Raw genomic sequence first — 18,020 nt, 5'->3', positions numbered from 1 at the left:
CTCGTCGCCAGGCGGTGGCAGTCGAGCCGCAGCGGAAGCCGCCCCGCCCGCCCTAGCGGCTCTGCTCCAGCGGCGCGGGGCCTTTGCGCTCGGCGGCCCGGAGCCGGGCGCTGACCTCGCCGAGGCTCTCCGCCAGCACGGCCAGCTGCTCGCGGCTGAGCACGTCGATCAGCACCTCGCGGACGGTGGCGACGTGGCCGGGTGCCGCCGCGCGCAGCACCAGCCAGCCGTCCTGGGTCAGCTCGGCGAAGACCCCGCGCACATCGCTGGGGCAGGACCGACGGATCACCAGCCCGGACTTCTCCAGCTGCGTGACCTGGTAGGTCAGGCCGCTCTTGGAGGTGACCAGGCGGTCGGCCAGGTCGGTCATCCGCAGTGAGCCGTCGGTGGCGGCGGAGAGCTGCACGAGGATCTCGTACTGGGTGTGGGAGAGCCCGGCCCCCTCCTTGAGCTGCTGCTCCAGCCGCCGGTTGATCAGGTTGCTCGCGGCCACGAAGCCCTGCCAAGCGGCCATCTCGTGCTCATCCAGCCAACGGGGTTCGTCCATGGGGAAATGGTACCCATTGTTCAAATTCGAATCAGGTGTACCGTGGAATGACGCGCGGAGTGACACTCTCCGTGACCGGGGGGAGTACCGACACGCAGTTACGGAGACCCCGCCTTGAGCAGCCCGTCCGACAACCGCCGTGACCGCCTCGCCGCCGAGCGGGCCGAGCAGCGCCGCAAGGAGCACCGCAACCGACTGCTGGTCCGTGGCGGTCTGGGCCTGGCCGGGCTCGCCCTGGTCGGCGGCGTCACCGCCCTGGTCGTGACCCAGCACAGCTCGACCCCCACTGCGACCGCCGCCGCCGGCTCGACCGGCATACCCGCCCAGCCCCGCACCACCGCCGACGGCCGGACCACCGCGCCGCCGTGGGACGCCCCGGCCGGGTCGGCCGTCGATGCGGCCGTACGGGCGGCCGGCCTGCCGATGCTGACCACCGAGGGCACGGTCGAGCACATCCACGCCCACCTGGACGTCTACGCGGACGGCAAGGCCGTCACCGTCCCGGGGCTGATCGGGATCGACGAGCCGGGGCAGCAGATCAGCCCGGTGCACACCCACGACACCAGCGGCATCATCCACATCGAGTCACCGGTCCAGGCCACCTTCAGCCTCGGCCAGTTCATGACCGAGTGGCAGGTCTCACTCTCGGCGAACCACCTGGGCGGCCTCAGCACGGACTCCGCCCACACCCTCACCGCGTACGTGAACGGCAAGCCGGTCACCGGTGACCCGGCCGCCGTCACCCTCGGTGCCCACGACGAGATCGCCCTGGTCTACGGCACCGCGAGCGAGAACGCCCAGGTCACCGTGCCGGGCTCGTACAGCTTCCCGAGCGGGCTCTAGCAGCCGGCAGCGCCTCCGGCACGCGCCCGGCCATGCGTCCGGTAACGCGTCCGGTAAACGCGTCCGGCCGGGCGCCCGCTCGGGCGTCCGGCCGGTTGAGTCACCCTCGGTCGCACTCAGTCGCAGTCGTGGTCCATGTCGTGGTCGTGGTCCGCGTCGTGGTCGTGATCGTGCGTGACGGCCGCGCTGCTGGCGTCCCCGCCGACCGCGAGGGCGTCGCCGCCCATGGCCGAGGCGTCGCCGCCGACGGCGAGCGCCGAACCGCCGGTCGCGGACGAGTCGCCGCCCACGGCCAGCACGCCGTGCGGGTGGTGGTGACACTCGTGGGCGGAGGCCACTCCCGCGCCGGCGAGGAGCGCGAAGCCGGTGAGGGCGGCGGCAGCGGTGATCTTGGCAATGGTCGTGCGCATGAATCCTCCTGCATTGGTATGTGACGGAACTATGATCGACACGGCCCGGCGCGGTCATGAGGTTCTGCTCCCGGAATCACCCGCGCGGACCACGATGTCCGCTCCGACGGCCCATCAGTGACCCGTCAGCGGCCCATCAGCGGCCCATCAGTACGGTCGCGGCCCCGGCTCGGCGGGCGCAGGTGAACCGTCCACCGGGGGTAGTGGCCACGACGTCCGAGCGGGCAGAGTATCCGCATGCAGACTCCACTCACCGTCATGGACTTCCTCGACCGGGCCGAGCTGGTCTACGGGGACCGGATCGGCCTGGTCGACGAACCGGCACAACCGGCCACCTCCTTGGGCGAGGTGACCTACCGGCGGATGGCCCGGCTCGCCCGCGCGCAGGCCGCCGGGCTCGACCGGCTCGGGGTCGGAGCGGGCGAGCGGGTCGCGATCGTCTCGCACAACTCGGCCCGGCTGATGACCTCGTTGTACGGGGTCAGCGGTCACGGCCGGGTGCTGGTACCGGTCAACTTCCGCCTCAGGGCGGAGGAGGTGGCCTACATCGTCGAGCAGTCCGGCGCCTCGGTACTGCTGGTCGACCCCGAACTGGACGAGGCGCTCGCCGGGGTGCCCGTCAAGCACCGCTTCGTACTGGGCGCCGAGAGCGACGCGCAGCTGTACGACTTCGACCACGAGCCCGTCCGGTACGAGATCTCCGAGTCCGACACCGCGACCATCAACTACACCAGCGGAACCACCGCCCGCCCCAAGGGCGTTCAGCTCACGCACCGCAACCTCTGGCTCAACGCCGTCCTGATGGGCCTGCACTTCGGGGCGAGCGACCGGGACGTCTACCTGCACACCCTGCCGATGTTCCACGCCAACGGCTGGGGGCTGCCGTTCGCCCTGACGGGCCTCGGCGCGCAGCACGTGGTGCTGCGGAAGGTGGACGGCGCCGAGATCCTCCGGCGGGTCGACCGGCACGGGGTGACCTTCCTGTCCGGCGCTCCGGCCGTCGTCACCATGGTGCTGGACGCCGCCGCCGACTGGGACGGGCCCGTCCCCGGGCGGGACAAGGTCCGGATGATCGTGGCCGGTGCGCCGCCACCCACCTCGGTGGTCCAGCGCGTCGAGGAGGAACTCGGCTGGGAGTTCATGCAGTTGTACGGGCTGACCGAGACCTCCCCGATCGCGACGGTCAACCGCCGCCGCGCCGAGTGGGACGACCTCCCGTCTCTGGAGCGGGCCGAACGCCTGGTGCAGGCCGGCTCGCCCGCCCTGGGCACCGAGATCCGGGTGGACGGCCAGGGCGAGGTGCTGCTCCGCTCCAACACCGTGCTGGAGGGCTACTGGCAGCAGCCGGAGGAGACCGCCGCCGCACTGAAGGACGGCTGGTTCCACACCGGCGACGGCGGCACCCTCACCGACGGCTTCCTCACCATCTCGGACCGGAAGAAGGACGTCATCATCACCGGTGGCGAGAACGTCTCCTCGATCGAGGTGGAGGACTGCCTGTACGGTCACCCGGCCGTCGCGGAGGTCGCGGTGATCGGGGTGCCGGACCAGAAGTGGGGCGAGACGATCAAGGCCCTGGTGGTGCTCAAGGACGGGCAGAGTGTCGACGAGGCCGCACTGATCGCCCACTGCAAGGAGCGGCTGGCGGGCTACAAGGCGCCGACCACGGTGGAGTTCCGGGCCGCCCTGCCACGGACCACCACCGGCAAGCTGCAGAAGTTCCGCCTGCGCGAGCCGTACTGGGCCGGCCGGGCTCGCGAGGTCAACTGACCTCTCCCAAGGCCGTTCCGTAGACCCGGACCGGCAGTTACGCTTCGGTAACCTACGAACTACGCCCTATGAACTACGACGGAAGGCGGCTCGACGTGGCAGACCTGACCCCACTCCTGGACGACCTGCGGGCCGAGAGCGCGGACCTCGACGCGCTGGTGGCCGACCTGGACCTGGCCGGACTCGCCACGCCGACGCCCGCCCCCGGGTGGACGATCGCCCATCAACTCGCCCACCTGGCCTGGACGGACCAGTGGTCGCTGCTGGCGGCCCGGGAGCCGGACAAGTTCCCGGACGCGATGCGGGAGGCGTTCACGGCCGGTTCCGACCCGATCGAGGACGGCGCGGCGGAGGGTGTCGGAGAGGCCCCCGCCGCGCTGCTCGGCCGCTGGCGGGCGGGGCGGGCGGACCTGCTGGACGCGCTCCGGGCCGCTGCGGCGGCGGACCTCCGACTCCCCTGGTTCGGCCCGCCGATGAAGGCGGCCTCGATGGCGACCGCGCGGATCATGGAGACCTGGGCGCACGGCCAGGACGTGGCGGACGCCCTCGGCGTCGCGCGCGTTCCGACCGCCCGAATCCGGCAGGTGGCCCATCTCGGCGTCCGGACCATGGGGTTCGCGTTCGCCCTGCACGGGCTGGCGCTGCCGGAGGCACCCGTACGGGTCGAGCTGACCGGGCCTGCGGGCGAGGCGTGGACCTGGGGTCCCGAGGACGCGGCGGACCGGGTGAGCGGTCCGGCGCTGGACTTCTGCCTGCTGGTCACCCAGCGGCGCGCGCTCGACGCGCTCGCCCTGCACGCGGAGGGCGAAGCGGCACTCGCCTGGCTCCCGATCGCCCAGGCCTTCGCCGGGCCACCCGGGGCAGGGCGCTAGCTATCCGGGGCCGACCAGAGACACCTCGCGCGAATAGACCGGCGGTGTTCCGTCCACAGGCGCGGGCTCCTGGTAGCACTCGACAAGCAGGTCACCCCGCAGATCGTTCAGCTCATCAGCGGCCTCCGCGAGGAACCAGCAGGCCCAGTCCTGAAGGGTTTGGCTCTTCAGCGCCTTGGCCGGGACGGCGCTGAGCGGCCCGGGCCCCATCGGGCGCCACTCGTACTCACGCTCCGCACGGAATTGAAGCCGGTACCAATAGGGATGCCAGTAGGGAGCGGTGCCACGCATGAGTTCCCACCCTCCGATGAGCGTCCGCTGAGGTGTAGGCCTCGGCGGACGCTACCTCACCGCGCTGTGCGAGAGTAGGCCGATGAAGACCATCGGCCTACTCGGCGGCATGAGCTGGGAATCCACTGCGGAGTACTACCGCCTGCTCAACGAGCTGACGCGGGACGAGCTGGGCGGGCTGCACTCGGCGAAGTGCGTGCTCTACTCGGTCGACTTCGCAGAGGTCGAGCACCTGCAGAGCGAGGGCCGTTGGGTGGAGGCGGGCGAGCTGCTCGCGTCCGCCGCCCGGTCGGTCGAGGCCGCAGGCGCCGACCTGCTGCTGATCTGCACCAACACCATGCACAAGGTCGCCGACCAGGTCCAGGCGGCGGTCCAGATCCCGCTGCTGCACCTCGCCGACACCACGGCCGCCGCCGTCCAGGCCGCCGGAGTCCGCAGGGTCGGGCTGCTCGGCACCGCGTTCACGATGGAGCAGGACTTCTACCGTGGCCGGCTGGCCTCCCACGGCCTCGACGTCCTTGTCCCCGACACCGCCGGACGGGCAGCCGTCCACCGGATCATCTACGAGGAACTCTGCCTGGGCGTCATCCGTGACGAGTCCCGGGCGGCGTACCAGGCCGTCATCGGCGAGCTGGTCGCCGGAGGCGCGGAAGGCGTCATCCTCGGCTGCACCGAGATCGAGCTCCTCATCCACCCCGAACACAGCCCCGTCCCGGTCTTCCCCACCACCCGCCTCCACGCGGCAGCGGCCGTGACCGCCGCACTCGGATAGGCCCGGGGCGCGGGGGACTGCGCGAGAGCGGAAGGCAACGGTCTGCACCCTTCCGGTTTCGCCCAGTCCCCCGCGCCCCTGCTACGGGGGCGTCCCGGCCGAAGGCTGGGGGAGCAACTGGCTCAGGCAGCGACCCGCAGGGGCGTGAGCCGGGTGGCGACCAGGTTGACGGCGCCGTGGTTGCGTTCGATGTGGCCGTGGACGAGGAGCCCCGCGCGATCGAGGGCGGTCCGGCGCTGGGGCTCCCAGACCTGGCGGGCGCAGACGACGTTGATCAGTCCGGTCTCGTCCTCCAGGCTGATGAACAGCACCCCGCCTGCGGTCGGCGGTCGCTGACGGTGCGTCACGATACCGCCGACCAGCACCGGTTCACCGTGTCCGACGGTGGGCAGTGCGGCGGCCGGGAGAGCTCCGCTCCGGTTCAGGGCGGCGCGCAGGTGCTGCATCGGATGACTGGTGGCGGAGGTGCCGGTGGACCAGAGGTCGGCGATGGTCTCCTCGACGGGGGTCATCACGGGCAGCGCGGGCGCGGCGGCCCCCGGGGCGATGCCGGGGATGGAGTCGGCGGATGCGGCGGCATGGACCCCTGCGGCCCACAGGGCCTGACGCCGCGTCAGTCCGAAGCAGCCGAACGCTCCCGCCGTGGCCAGCGCCTCCAGAACGGGCGCCGGCAGGCCGGTCCGGCGGGCGAAGTCCGCCAGGTCCGCGTACGGCCGCCCGGCTGCCACCGCCTCGGCCTGGTCGCCCCCGAGCCCCCGTACGGTGCTGAGCCCCAGTCGGATCGCGGGCTGCGGCGCGGGGCCCGGCGTCGGGCGGCAGGGTTCCAGGGTGGGGTCGGCGGCACTGGCGTTGACGTCCACACCGGCGACCCGTACGCCGTGCCGCCGGACGTCGGCGACCAGGCTGAGCGGTGAGTAGAAGCCCATCGGCTGGTTGGCCAACAGGGCACAGGTGAAGGCGGCCGGGTAGTAGTACTTGAGCCAGGCACTGGCGTACACCAGGTAGGCGAAACTGATCGCGTGGCTCTCCGGGAAGCCGTAGTTGGAGAAGGCCTCGATCTTGGTGTAGACGTCCTCCGCGATATCCGGCGGGATGTCCCGCGCGGCCATGCCGTCCAGCAGGCGCTGCCGCAGTTCGGCGACCCGCTGATGGGAGCGCTTGGAGCCCATCGCCTGCCGCAGCCGGTCCGCCTCGGCCGGGCTGAACCCGGCACAGTCGATGGCCAGTTGCATCATCTGCTCCTGGAACAGCGGCACGCCCAGCGTCTTGCCGAGCGCGTTCTGCATCAACGGGTGCGGGCAGTCGGCCGGTTCGGCACCTTCCCGGCGCCGCAGGTACGGGTGGACGGACCCGCCCTGGATCGGCCCCGGACGGATCAGGGCGACCTCGACCACCAGGTCGTAGAACTCGCGCGGCTTCAACCTGGGCAGGGTGGCCATCTGCGCGCGCGACTCGATCTGGAAGACCCCTACCGTGTCGGCCCGGCAGAGCATCTCGTAGACCAGCTCGTCCTCGGTCGGGATGGTGGCCAAGTCGTAGTGGACGCCGTGGTGTTCGGCGATAAGGTCGCAGGCGTCGTGCAGGGCGGAGAGCATGCCGAGACCGAGCAGGTCGATCTTGACCAGGTCCGCCCCGGCGACGGACTCCTTGTCCCACTGCAGGACGGTACGACCCGGCATCCGGGCCCACTCGGTCGGGCAGATCTCGCCGATGGGCTCCCAGGTGAGCACCATGCCGCCCGAGTGGATGCCCAAGTGCCTTGGCAGCCCGCGGAGCTCCCCAGCGAGCGAGATGACGTCGGCGGGGATCAGCGCGTCCGCGCCGGGCGGGCCGCGGAAGTCGATCTGCCGGGTGAACGCCTCGACCTGGCCCATCGGGTAGCCGAGCACCCGGGCCGCGTCCCGCACCGCGAGCCGGGGACGGTAGGTGATGACGTTGGCGACCTGGGCGGCGTGCTCGCGCCCGTACCGCCGGTAGACGTACTGGATGACCTCCTCACGGCGGCGGTGCTCGATGTCGAGGTCGATGTCGGGCGGGCCGTCGCGCGCGACGCTGAGGAAGCGCTCGAACAGCAGGCGGTAGCGGACCGGGTCGACGGCGGTGATCCCGAGGGCGTAGCAGACCGCCGAGTTGGCGGCGGAGCCACGGCCCTGGCACCAGATGTCCTCCTGCCGGCAGAACCGGACGATGTCGTGAACGATGAGGAAGTACCCGGCCAGGCCGAGGGGTTCGATGACGTCGAGTTCGCGGGCCAGCTGGCGCAGCGCGGGTTCGTTGTCCGCGCCGAACCTGGCCGGCCCTGCCTCGGCCACCAGCGCCCGGAGGTGGCTGATCTCGGTGTGCCCCTCGGGGACGGGGAAGCCGGGCAGCCGGGGAGCCAGGCCACCGAAGTCGAAGGCACAGGCACGGGCGAGGTCGACGGTGGCCCGCTGGACGCCCGGGTAGCGGGCCAGCCGGGTGGCCATCTCGCGGCCGGAGCGCAGATGGGCGGTGCCGGCGGCCCCGGTCCAGCCGGCCGCCTCCTGGAGGGTCCGGCGGCTGTGCAGGGCGGCCAGGCTCTGGGCCAACCGGGCCTGGGCGGGGGACGGTTGGTGGACGTTGTTGGAGGCGATCATCGCCGACCCGGTCCGCGCGGCGAGGGCGGCGAGCCGGTCGTTGCGTACGTCGTCACCGGGCAGCCGTTGGTCGATCAGCTCGACGAAGACGTTACCGGGCCCGAACGCGTCGGCGAGCAGGCGCAGTTCACGCTCGGCCGGCTCCGCCCCCCGGGCGTCGAGCGCGGCCGGGACGCGGCCCTTGCGGCAACCGGTGAGGACCGCCCACTGGCCGTGGTGGGCGTCGGCGAGCTTGGCGAAGTCGTACGCGGGACGGCCCTTCGCCCCGCCCGCGAGCTGGGCGGCGCTGATCGCGGCGGAGAGCCTGCGGTAGCCGTCCGGGCTGCGGGCGAGGACCAGCAGGTGGTCGTCCGGGCCCAGGGTGAGTTCGGCGCCGAAGACCGTCCCGATCCCCGACCGCCGGGCGGCGTCGGCGAACCGCACCACCCCGTACAGGCCGTCGTGGTCGGTGAGCCCGACCGTCTCGACCCCCAGCCGGGACGCCTCCGCCGCCAGGTCCTCGGGGTCGGCGGCGCCGTCCAGGAAGCTGAACGCGGAGTGGGTGTGCAGTTCCGCCCAGGGCTCGGCGGTCGGCGGCGGCGATGGTGGCGGCGACGGTTCCGGGGGCGTCCGGCGGCGGCGCAGCGGTACGACGTCACCGGTGCCCGGGTTCCGGTGCCCGTCCATCCGGCGCTGCAACTCGTTCCAGGAGAGCGAGGGGTGGCTGGTGAATCCCATCGGTTCGGTCTCTCTGCTGCTCAGGCCCCCCGGCGTGAAATCGTTGGTCGTTGGTCGTCGGCTGTCGACCGTCGATCCGATGTTCGATGACAGATATCAGATGACAGATTTTGAAATCTGTCATCCGCCATCGGCCGCCGACGCTTCAGTCATAGGCAGCCTCCACCGACCAGTGGCCGCCCTCGACGGTGAGCAGCAGGGCCCGGCCGTCGGCCAGCACGACCTGGAAGCGGGCCCGGCGGCGCCGGCGGGCCGGGTCCCACCAGTACTCCACGGCCGGCCAGGGGCCGGTCCACCCGGTGACCGCCAGCCCCCTCCCGTGCAAGGTGAGCCGGTCCGGCGGTGCCGACACCTCGGCCCGGCCGCTGACGGTGACGGGCCGGCCGGCCGCGTCCTGCACCGTGACCGGGGCGGGCGTACGAGGCACCACGTGGGGCGACGGCTCCGGCAGCCGGCCGGGCCACGGCGCGGGCGCGGGCCGCTCGTACGCCTCCCCCCATGGGACGCGGACCAGCTGCTCGGCCGGACCACGGCCGCCGACGGGCTCGGCCCGGCACAGCCCGGCGTGCCCGAGCACCGCCTGCACCCGGGCGGCGGCCCGCTCCACCCGGTCCTCCGCCACGGCCTGCCCCCAGAGGGCCAGCTGCCTGCCCTGGTCGGGGACCAGCCCGTCGGGGACGAGCCGGAGCGCCGTGAACCCGCCGGGCTCGGCGGAGTCGGCCGGGGCTACCGAGCCGTCCGCGAAGGTGCCCGCGCTCTGCCAGGCGTGCAGCTGCCAGCGGACGCGTTCGGCGAGGGCCGAGGCGCCGAGGCCGTCCTCGTGGCGCCAGAGGCGGGCGGCGGTACGCCCGTCCGCGCAGGTCACCTCAACGGCGACCCGGTGGCAGGTCAGCCCGGCCGAGCCGAGACGGGTGTGCAGGCGTTCGGCGAGGCTACGGGCGACGAAGACCAGCGGCTCGGCGAGCGGCTCCGGCGGGTCGAAGAGCTGCTCGACCCCCAGGTCCGGGCCCTCGGGGCGGGGCATCAGCGGACGTGACCGCAGGCCTCGGGCCCGCCGGTGCGCGGCCGTCCCGACCGGTCCGAACCGGTCCGAGACCGCCTGCCCCGAGAGTCCGGCGAAGGCGCCCACGGTGTGCACACCGAGCCTGACCAGCAGCTCCGCGAGCGGCTCGTCGCCGAGCGCGGCGACGGGGTACGGGGCGAGGAACCCGGCCGTCCGCCCGGCCGGGACGAGCGCTCCGGCGCGGGCCGCGAGCACGGCGGCGAACAGCCCGCCCGCCACCCCGATCCGGCCGCTCGGCGCACCCGGGCCGCCCTCGAGCGCCGCCGCCACCGCCTCGTGAACCTGGGCGGCGAGGGCGTCCTCGCCGCCGAAATAGCGGCTCGGGCCCTTGACCGGGATCGCGCACATCCCCGGCCGCAGCACCTCCACCCGGGGCGTGAACGCCTCCACGGCGGCGATCACCGGTTCGAACCGGCGGGTCTCGGCCTCCTCGTCACGGTCCCGAGGCTCCAGTTCCGGGCAGAGCCGCTGGGCCAGCCGCAGGCGCTGCCCACGGCGTACCCCGGCGGCGCGGGCCGCCGCCGAGCAGGCCAGCACCCGGCCGGACTCCAGCACCGCCACCGGACGCTCGGCACCACCCTCGGTACCGCCATCGGCGCCGAGGTCCGCACTCGTGGCGACGACCGGCCAGTCCGGGCACCACACCACCAGCACCCGGGGCGCACCCAGCTCCAGCTCCAGCACCGCAGTCATCTCACACCGCCATCGGCCCCCCGAGCACGGCGACCGGGCGGACACCCGCCGGCTCCGCCACCACGGCCTCCGCCGCCTCGACCGCCCGGGCCGCGCCGCGCTCGTCCGGCAGCCAGAGCTTCGCCGTACGGGCCCGGGCCCCCGCGCCGCGCCCTTCGGCCGTCACCTCGACCTGCCGCCCCAGCAGCTGCCCGTGCCCGGCCCCGAGGCCGAACCAGTGCGCGGAGCTCACCCGCAGCCGCAGGGCCGCCCCCGGCCACGGCCCGGCGACGAGCAGCGCGGCGCCACCGCGCCGCAGTACGGCGGTGAGCCGCGCCGCCAGCTGCGGGGGCACCGGACCGTCCGGGCGCAGCAGGATCACCCCAACCGCTCCGGCCAGCGCCGAGACCACCTCGGGCCAGTGCTGCCCGGGGTCGTCCACGAGCAGCAGCCGCCGCAGGTCGAACCCGTACCCCGCGGCAGCCGCCAGCCCGAGATCCGGCAGCCCCACCGCCGCCGACCACTGCCCGTCCACCCCCACCGCACCGGCCGCCAACGCGATCAGCAGGCCCGTGTCCCCGTCCACCGACACCACCTCACCCCGCCGCACCCCGCCCCCGGGCAGCAGTGGCGCCAACGCCGGCAGCACGGGCAGCAGCTCCCGTCCGGACGACGCGAGCGACGACGCGGCCGGTTGGAGGAGCGCGGGATCGAAAGTGGGCACACTCCAGGATCGAACATTAGTTCGTAAATATTCAAGTCATGGGCCCTCCCGGATCATTCCTTGTACGCGCTGAGAAGGAGGCTCGTCGGGCTCTTCAGCAGACGACCGAGACGTTCGGCGCTGTCGGCGGAGACCGGGGAGTGGATCATCTCCTCCCAGCAGACCCGGGTGAATCCAGCGGATTCCACGGCCTGTGCGAGACTCGCCGCCGACCAGTAGTGCACCTCCACCGATGCGGGGGGAGTCGCGGGAATCGTGACGGTGAACGGGTCTCCCTCACGGGCGTCGGCCGGGCGGTCCACGATGAAGCCGAACTCCCGTGCCGTGTCCGTGTCACACTCCGCGTTCCCGACGTAGGCCAGCAGCCTGCCGCCGGGGGCGAGGTTCGAGGAGATCCGCTTGCACATGTCGTCCAGCGTCGCCCTGCTGTCCGCGTAGTGCAGCACGTTGACGGCGATGACCAGGTCGAACGAGCCCAGCGTCGGCATCGTCGCCATGTCGTGCACGTGGTACTGGATTCCCAGTGGCTGCTCCGCCTCGGCGACCTCGGCCAGCCGGATCATCTCTCCGGAGGAATCCATCCCCACCACATGCTCGGCGCCTCGCTGCGCCACCATCCGCGCGTAGAGGCCGTCGCCGCACCCCATGTCCAGCACCCGCTTTCCATCCACCGGCCCCAAGGCACGGAAGAACGAGGGGAACTCCACGTTCTCGCGATAGAAGCTGATGGCCTTGTCGATGTCGGCGAGTCGTGCGGCGAGCGCGTCGTACTGCGTCATGGGTGTCCCTCGGAGTGGTGTCGAGATGAAGATCGAGTACAAGGAGACCTCTCGCGGCGACGGCGCGGTCAACGTCATCAAGTGCTGACGCATCGGCGCCTTCCGCCTCTCAGAGGGCGCTCAGGGAGTGGTCCGACCCGGCCGCGTCGAGCACGGCCACGATGCCGTCCCACAGGGCGCGGCGGGCGCGCATCGCCGCGCGGACGGTCTCGGCGCACTCCCGCCACTTCGCCTGGTCGTCGCCGCAGAGGTCGGCCAGCATGGCCATGGCCATCGGGGTGTGCTCCTCGCCGTCGACCTCGATGTGACGGGCGAGGTAGTCACGGAAGGTGGCCAGGCGGCCGCCCTGGTCGTCGATCTTGACGATCTGGTCGAACATCTCGGGAATGAGGTCCTCGCGTCCGAAGGCGAACGCGGCCGCCTGGCAGTGGACGGGGGCCGCCTCGATGAAGTCCCAGGTGGCGTTGACGAAGTCGGCTGCGGGCGCCGGGACCTGCGCGTTCTTGAGCGCGGAGCGGACGTCCTCGCCGGCCCGGATGCGGGCCAGGAAGTCGTTGATCGGTCCGGTGTCGCCGCCGGCCCGGACCATACCGTCGAGGTAGAGCTCGAAGTGGCTGGTGAAGCCGTCCCCCAGCTCGTCGCTCTCCTCCACCAGCACGATGTCGTTGATCAGGCGGCGGCTCTCGGAGGACCCTCGCGGCACCCAGGGCACATCGACGCAGGTGAGTTCGCGCTGGAGGGTCTTGAGCAGGGACATGAAGTCCCAGACGGCGAAAACGTGGTTCTCGGTGAAAATGTTTACGTCCTGCAGGGTGTTCAGGTGCCGGTACACCGGATGACCGACCACCTCCGAGCGGGCGGCCGCAACGGCGGCCCGCAGTTCGTCGATCGCAGGGTTCTGCTTACCCCAGTCGTAACGTGACATCGAAATCTCCTCGATTCGGCGGCGCCGCCGCCGACGGCTGTGCGGGTGTTCCCACCGCACTCCAAATGCCACGTGTCCCGGCCTGGAACACGTGGTCGTACGGGACATCGAGCAATAAAACGGTTGAGCGCGGGCAGGGCTCCTGTGTCGCAGAGTCGGCGACCGGAATCACCGGAATCACCGACCGAACGGCCAGGAGCCGCGCTGCGTCACAGGTGCCACCCTCCGCGTCATCACCGTGCCGCAGGAGGGGAAGGGCTCACTGAGCCGGGCGAATGGTGGCGTACGCCTGTCGGGGCGAGGCTTCGATCAGCGACTTCCTGGAGAAGATGAGTTCTGCCAGCGGAAGTTCCCGGTGATAGAAGTTCAGCGACGACGGAACGTCGAAGATATCGCTTGACGCCACGAAGAACGGGAGTTCGGCGAGCAGGTATCGCATCGCCCGATCGATCTGCTCCTTGGTGAACGGCCCGTCGTGCCCTCGGGCGGCGAGAACCTCCCTGCTCATTTCTGCGCAGGTTTCCCACAGGGCACTGTCTTCGTTCAGTGCCTGCTCGCACTCCGCGAGCTTCTCGCGATAGATATCGCCGGAAATCAGATCCGACATTCGATGCAGACCGTCGGTCTCCCTCGGCCCACCACTGCTCTGCCAGGCCCGTACGACTCGGTTGTACAGCGCATTGATCTCGCCACGTGTCTTCTTCGCAGCGCGCTGCGGGTCGTAGCCGAGGGCCAGGTACGTGTGCTCCAGCGCCGAATCCGGAATGACGACGTCGACGCGAGCGAACTCGCCACAGAGCCAGCCGAGAAGATCGGTCAGCTGCGCGACGTGGAAGTAGCTGTTTCCAGGACTTATCCCGAAAACCACGTGCTGCCGCTGCTCCCAGATCAGCCGGCATTCCTCGGTGAACGGCTCGACGGTGAAGGCCCCTCGCTGGAATACCGGCATTTCGTTCAGATCCGCAGTGCCGCCGCGTGCCGTCATCATGTCCACCGGCCGGTTCCGGGGTGCTCGGCTTCGGTCAGGTACCGCCGACGGAGTTCCTCCCGGAGGATCTTTCCGGTTCCGGTGCGGGGCATGTCCTTGAAATCGATCACGATCGGCTCGGCCAACTCGGGAAGCCCGCGTACCGCCTTTCGCCATCGCTCCCTGTCGAGCTGACCATCGGGCGTGGCGACAATGGGCACCGGTGGCCCGCCGAGCACCGGCAGCAGTGCCACATCGTGCCCTTCGGGCAGGTAGTCGACGATCACGTCTTCCTGCTCGAGGCAGCTTTCCCCGGGGGCGTAGTTGACTTCGCGATCGAGCAGCTTCAGGGCTCCGGTCCTGGTCTTGACACCGATGTCACCCGTGTTCCACCACTCACCCACGGCCTTCTCGCTCCAGCGTTCGGGCTCACGGTAGTACCCGACGCACCGCGCCTTCGTCCGGGCGAGAACGAGTCCTGGTTGACCGTTCGGCACCGGCTCGAAGGTCTTCGGGTCCACCACCTTGAGCTGGACGAACCCCGGCATCGGCCGGCCGACCTTACGAGGGCCGGGCTGCTGATCCCGCCGCTTGTTCGCCCGGTAACGCGTAATGACGGTCATCCCCAACCCGCCGGTCTCGGACTGCCCGTACCCCTCCCGCCAAACGGGAAACCGATGATGGGAGGCGTTGAGAAACGTGCGAATTGTCGACCAGCGCATTGCGTCGAAGTTGCCCACGAACATGCGCACCGAGGAGAAGGCGTTACGCTGCCGGTCCTTGGCGAGTTTCTCCAGCCGGAGAAAGTCGATCGGCAACGCCTCGATCACAGTGGGCCGATGCTGCTGGAACAGCGGACCGGCGACCTCGGGGTCACTGTCGCTCAGCAGCAGAACCTTGGCCGGCGACAGGGTCAGTACCGAGTAGATCCAGGTGAAGGCGCGGGCGTGAACGTACGGCAGGGACATCGCCACGGTGTCGTCCCGCCGAAAGGTGATTGGCGGCAAATGGCGGCATTCCAGCCTGGCCATTTGGCCCTGGAGCTTGGCCGGGGTGTACATGATGAGCTTCGGAACACCAGTGGTTCCCGAAGTGTGGGTGAGCATCATCAGCTCGTCATCACCACGCGACACAGGGGCCGGATCGGCACTTCCGTAAAGGTCCGCGAAGGTCATCGCGTTCGGTATGCCTTCGCCGAGGCACAGCGTCCGCTCCGCGAGCGACGAGAGTGAGCTTCCGTCGCTCCCTTCACCTGCCAGGAGTCGCTGGCTGCTTACCAGCAGCTTGGGTTCGACACGCTGAAGCAGCGGTCGCACCGAATCATGGGGCAACAGGCCCGACAGCATCACGGGAACCGCGCCGATCCTGATTCCGGCGGCGGCGAGCAAAAGGCAGTCGAAGTGATTGTCCTTGTACACGGCGAACCGGTCGCCGGGGCGGACTCCTGCGGCGTGCAGTGCCCCGGCGGTTTTCCTCACGCACTGGGCAAGCGCCTCTACATCGAGGATGGTCTGGCCTGCTGGATCGATATCCATCGGACGGCTGAGGCGGAAAACCATCGGCTTTCCCGCTTCCGCCCTACGGTCGAAGAGAAGCCCTAAGCTGGACTTCCATAATTGACTTTTACCCACCGCTTGCCCCGTTTCATCCAAATGATTACGATGACTGGAAGGAGGTTATGGTCAGGACATGCCACTCGTCAAGGCCTGGGTACCGACAAGGTTCTGAACTTCTCGTGGTTCGCGGACAAATACTCACATGCCGCCGACAGCGGGGTGATCACGAGCTACTTCGACATCGATCCGTCGGTCGCCCGCATTCGGTGATTGCCCTGGCGGTTCGCCTGGAATGTCCTCGTTGTCGTCCGAGCGGACCGTCGCACAACGTCACAACCGTTTCAAGATCAGCGGATCGACCGGCGGCGGGCGGGCCTGAACGTCGCCGGGCGCCGCACCACCGCGTCGTCGAACCGGGCCACCCCCTCCACCAGAGGCAGCTCCTCGGCCACGACCTCGCGCAGCACGTCACCCACCCTGGTATAGCCCACCGAAACCGTTTGCCTACCGAACGAGCCTGCTCCAGAGCCCGTGGCGTCCCCCCGTGGATCGTCAGGTCCTACTACGGCCGTCATGCCGTCGGCAGTCTTCCCACTCCTGGCCGACGAAACCCACGAGGCGACATCAATTCTCCTGCCCGGGCGGGAACATCCACTCCGCACCGAAGGCCGGCGCCGTGGGACGGTACCGCGGCACAGGTGACCGCCCTCGGCGGAGATCCTTGACGAACCGTCGGACTTGTCGAAGCCTGTACCCGTACGCGGTAGACGCCGGTACATGCCAAGTCAGCGAGCGGCGGGGGTCACGGTGTCCGAAGTATCCGAGGTGTCCGGTCCGGAGTCCCGCTCACCGGAGTCCTGCTCGCCGGAGCTCCGCGCGCCGGAGTCCTGCACGCCCGGCAGCGCGGACTCTCCGCTGCTGACCGAGACCATCGGCCGACGCCTGGACCGGACCGTAGCCGCCTTCCCCGGGCGGGAGGCGCTGGTGGACGTCCCGAGCGGGCGGCGCTGGACGTACGCCGAACTCGGGCGGGACGTGGACCTGTTGGCCCGGGATCTGCGGGCGCGCGGGGTCGCCAAGGGGGACCGGGTCGGGATCTGGTCGCCCAACTGCCCGGAGTGGGTGCTGGTCCAGTACGCCACCGCGCTGCTGGGCGCGATCCTGGTGAACATCAACCCGGCCTACCGGGCGGACGAGTTGGCCTACGTGCTCAACCAGTCCGGGGTCAGCCTGCTGGTCGCCATGAGCGCCTACCGGGACAGTGACTACCGGGCCATGACCGAGCAGGTCCGGGGGCGCTGCCCGGAGCTGCGCGAGACCCTGTGGATCGGCGACCCCGACTGGCAACTACTGGACAGTGTGGGCGAGTTCCCCGAGCTGGAGTGCCACGAGCCGATCAACATCCAGTACACCTCAGGCACCACCGGCTTCCCCAAAGGTGCCACGCTCTCGCACCACAACATCCTCAACAACGGCCACACCGTGGGCGAGTTGCTCGGCTACACCGAGCAGGACCGGATCTGCCTGCCGGTGCCGTTCTACCACTGCTTCGGGATGGTCCTCGGCAGTCTCGCCGCCGTCAGCCACGGCGCCTGCGTGGTGATCCCCTCCCCCGGCTTCGACCCGGCGGCCACCCTGCACGCCGTCGCCGCCGAGCGGGCCACCTCGCTGTACGGCGTGCCGACGATGTTCATCGCCGAGCTCAACCTGCCCGGCTTCGCCGACCACGACCTCTCGACGCTGCGCACCGGCCTGATGGGCGGCTCGCCCTGCCCGGTCGAGGTGATGAAGCGGGTGCTGACCGACATGCACATGGCCGAGGTCGCCATCGCGTACGGGATGACCGAGACCTCGCCCGTCTCCGCCCTGACCCGGCGCGACGACGACCTGGAGCACCGGACCGCGACGGTTGGCCGGGTGCTCCCGCACGTCGAGATCCGGGTCGCCGACCCGGTGAGCGGGCGGACGGTACCGCGCGGCACCCCGGGCGAGCTGTGCACCCGGGGTTACTCGGTGATGCTCGGCTACTGGAACGAACCGGTACGGACGGCCGAAGTGATCGACCAGGACGGCTGGATGCGCACCGGCGACCTCGCGGTGATGCGCGAGGACGGGTACCTGACCGTGGTCGGACGGATCAAGGACATGATCATCCGGGGCGGCGAGAACATCTACCCCCGCGAGATCGAGGAGTTCCTGCACGGTCACCCAGGAATCGCCGACGTCCAGGTGGTCGGCGTACCGGACGACCGGTACGGCGAGGAGGTCTGCGCCTTCGTGATCCTCCGCGACCCGGCCGGCACGCTCACCCTGGGCGAGCTGACCGACTACTGCCGAGGCCGGCTGGCCCACTTCAAGACGCCTCGCCACGTGCGGGTGGTGACGGCCTTCCCGATGACGGTGAGCGGCAAGGTCAGAAAGACCGAACTGCGCGAACTCGCCACCCGGGAGCTGCGGCAGTGACGGTCGCGGCAGTTGCGGCAGTTGCGGTAGCGGC

16 protein-coding genes are annotated in these 18,020 nt (G+C 70.6%); 5 read left to right on the top strand and 11 right to left on the bottom strand.

Annotated elements, in window-relative coordinates:
- Window positions 1–52: 52 nt before the first annotated feature.
- On the bottom strand, window positions 53–547 hold the full coding sequence (locus P3T29_RS08550) for a MarR family transcriptional regulator (protein ID WP_280715680.1): 495 nt from the start codon (window positions 545–547) through the stop codon (window positions 53–55).
- A 114-nt stretch (window positions 548–661) separates the two neighbouring features.
- Here P3T29_RS08550 and P3T29_RS08545 point away from each other — a divergent pair, with 114 nt between their 5' ends.
- Complete coding sequence (locus P3T29_RS08545) at window positions 662–1,390, top strand: hypothetical protein (protein WP_280715679.1); 729 nt, start codon at window positions 662–664, stop codon at window positions 1,388–1,390.
- 116 nt (window positions 1,391–1,506) lie between these two features.
- On the opposite strand, the gene P3T29_RS08540 is transcribed toward P3T29_RS08545, so the two are convergent.
- Window positions 1,507–1,800: a hypothetical protein gene (locus tag P3T29_RS08540; protein WP_280715678.1), complete on the bottom strand. Its 294-nt coding sequence runs from the start codon at window positions 1,798–1,800 to the stop codon at window positions 1,507–1,509.
- 237 nt (window positions 1,801–2,037) lie between these two features.
- Between P3T29_RS08540 and P3T29_RS08535 the strand changes: the two genes are divergently transcribed.
- Together P3T29_RS08535 and P3T29_RS08530 are read left to right on the top strand one after the other, a co-directional pair.
- Window positions 2,038–3,570, top strand: coding sequence for an AMP-binding protein (locus P3T29_RS08535; protein ID WP_280715677.1), 1,533 nt, complete (start codon window positions 2,038–2,040; stop codon window positions 3,568–3,570).
- 95 nt (window positions 3,571–3,665) lie between these two features.
- Window positions 3,666–4,442 carry a TIGR03084 family metal-binding protein gene (locus P3T29_RS08530; protein ID WP_280715676.1) on the top strand — a complete coding sequence of 259 codons (777 nt, stop codon included), beginning with the start codon at window positions 3,666–3,668 and terminating at the stop codon, window positions 4,440–4,442.
- Here the strand turns inward: P3T29_RS08530 and P3T29_RS08525 are convergent, their stop codons facing one another.
- On the bottom strand, window positions 4,443–4,733 hold the full coding sequence (locus P3T29_RS08525; RefSeq protein ID WP_280715675.1) for a hypothetical protein: 291 nt from the start codon (window positions 4,731–4,733) through the stop codon (window positions 4,443–4,445).
- Between the two features lie 82 nt (window positions 4,734–4,815).
- Here P3T29_RS08525 and P3T29_RS08520 point away from each other — a divergent pair, with 82 nt between their 5' ends.
- A complete protein-coding gene (locus tag P3T29_RS08520; RefSeq protein WP_280715674.1) occupies window positions 4,816–5,505 on the top strand; it encodes an aspartate/glutamate racemase family protein in 690 nt (229 codons plus the stop codon).
- Window positions 5,506–5,627: 122 nt separating this feature from the next.
- Here P3T29_RS08520 and P3T29_RS08515 read toward each other — a convergent pair whose 3' ends face one another.
- The 8 genes from P3T29_RS08515 to P3T29_RS08480 all read right to left on the bottom strand — a co-directional run bounded on the left by P3T29_RS08515 (window position 5,628) and on the right by P3T29_RS08480 (window position 16,014).
- Window positions 5,628–8,837 carry an error-prone DNA polymerase gene (locus P3T29_RS08515; protein ID WP_280715673.1) on the bottom strand — a complete coding sequence of 1,070 codons (3,210 nt, stop codon included), beginning with the start codon at window positions 8,835–8,837 and terminating at the stop codon, window positions 5,628–5,630.
- Window positions 8,838–8,982: 145 nt separating this feature from the next.
- Entirely contained in the window at window positions 8,983–10,593 is a 1,611-nt protein-coding gene (locus P3T29_RS08510; protein ID WP_280715672.1) for a DNA polymerase Y family protein, read from the bottom strand.
- 1 nt (window position 10,594) lies between these two features.
- Complete coding sequence (locus tag P3T29_RS08505) at window positions 10,595–11,296, bottom strand: hypothetical protein (protein WP_280715671.1); 702 nt, start codon at window positions 11,294–11,296, stop codon at window positions 10,595–10,597.
- 53 nt (window positions 11,297–11,349) lie between these two features.
- Window positions 11,350–12,075, bottom strand: a complete 726-nt coding sequence (locus P3T29_RS08500) for a class I SAM-dependent methyltransferase (protein WP_280715670.1) — start codon at window positions 12,073–12,075, stop codon at window positions 11,350–11,352.
- Window positions 12,076–12,184: 109 nt separating this feature from the next.
- Entirely contained in the window at window positions 12,185–13,000 is an 816-nt protein-coding gene (locus P3T29_RS08495) for a DUF3050 domain-containing protein (protein WP_280715669.1), read from the bottom strand.
- 259 nt (window positions 13,001–13,259) lie between these two features.
- Window positions 13,260–13,988 carry a tRNA-dependent cyclodipeptide synthase gene (locus tag P3T29_RS08490; RefSeq protein WP_280715777.1) on the bottom strand — a complete coding sequence of 243 codons (729 nt, stop codon included), beginning with the start codon at window positions 13,986–13,988 and terminating at the stop codon, window positions 13,260–13,262.
- Window positions 13,985–15,526, bottom strand: coding sequence for a class I adenylate-forming enzyme family protein (locus P3T29_RS08485; protein WP_280715668.1), 1,542 nt, complete (start codon window positions 15,524–15,526; stop codon window positions 13,985–13,987). The genes P3T29_RS08490 and P3T29_RS08485 overlap by 4 nt, the downstream gene beginning before the upstream one ends.
- Window positions 15,527–15,870: 344 nt before the next feature.
- The gene (locus P3T29_RS08480; protein WP_280715667.1) at window positions 15,871–16,014 is read right to left on the bottom strand and encodes a hypothetical protein; all 144 of its coding nucleotides are present in this window, start codon (window positions 16,012–16,014) and stop codon (window positions 15,871–15,873) included.
- Window positions 16,015–16,438: 424 nt separating this feature from the next.
- Between P3T29_RS08480 and P3T29_RS08475 the strand changes: the two genes are divergently transcribed.
- Complete coding sequence (locus P3T29_RS08475) at window positions 16,439–17,986, top strand: AMP-binding protein (RefSeq protein ID WP_280715776.1); 1,548 nt, start codon at window positions 16,439–16,441, stop codon at window positions 17,984–17,986.
- Window positions 17,987–18,020: the final 34 nt, after the last annotated feature.

This window comes from Kitasatospora sp. MAP5-34 (assembly GCF_029894335.1).
Taxonomy (GTDB): Bacteria; Actinomycetota; Actinomycetes; order Streptomycetales; family Streptomycetaceae; genus Kitasatospora.
This window is presented reverse-complemented; position numbering and strand designations above follow the sequence as displayed.

Bases quoted from the DNA above. Each gene is read 5' to 3' on its own strand.
- P3T29_RS08550 (WP_280715680.1), bottom strand. From the start codon at position 547: ATGGACGAACCCCGTTGGCTGGATGAGCACGAGATGGCCGCTTGGCAG.
- P3T29_RS08540 (WP_280715678.1), bottom strand. From the start codon at position 1,800: ATGCGCACGACCATTGCCAAGATCACCGCTGCCGCCGCCCTCACCGGC.
- P3T29_RS08535 (WP_280715677.1), top strand. From the start codon at position 2,038: ATGCAGACTCCACTCACCGTCATGGACTTCCTCGACCGGGCCGAGCTG.
- P3T29_RS08525 (WP_280715675.1), bottom strand. From the start codon at position 4,733: ATGCGTGGCACCGCTCCCTACTGGCATCCCTATTGGTACCGGCTTCAA.
- P3T29_RS08520 (WP_280715674.1), top strand. From the start codon at position 4,816: ATGAAGACCATCGGCCTACTCGGCGGCATGAGCTGGGAATCCACTGCG.
- P3T29_RS08515 (WP_280715673.1), bottom strand. From the start codon at position 8,837: ATGGGATTCACCAGCCACCCCTCGCTCTCCTGGAACGAGTTGCAGCGC.
- P3T29_RS08510 (WP_280715672.1), bottom strand. From the start codon at position 10,593: ATGACTGCGGTGCTGGAGCTGGAGCTGGGTGCGCCCCGGGTGCTGGTG.
- P3T29_RS08500 (WP_280715670.1), bottom strand. From the start codon at position 12,075: ATGACGCAGTACGACGCGCTCGCCGCACGACTCGCCGACATCGACAAG.
- P3T29_RS08495 (WP_280715669.1), bottom strand. From the start codon at position 13,000: ATGTCACGTTACGACTGGGGTAAGCAGAACCCTGCGATCGACGAACTG.
- P3T29_RS08490 (WP_280715777.1), bottom strand. From the start codon at position 13,988: ATGATGACGGCACGCGGCGGCACTGCGGATCTGAACGAAATGCCGGTA.
- P3T29_RS08485 (WP_280715668.1), bottom strand. From the start codon at position 15,526: ATGGTTTTCCGCCTCAGCCGTCCGATGGATATCGATCCAGCAGGCCAG.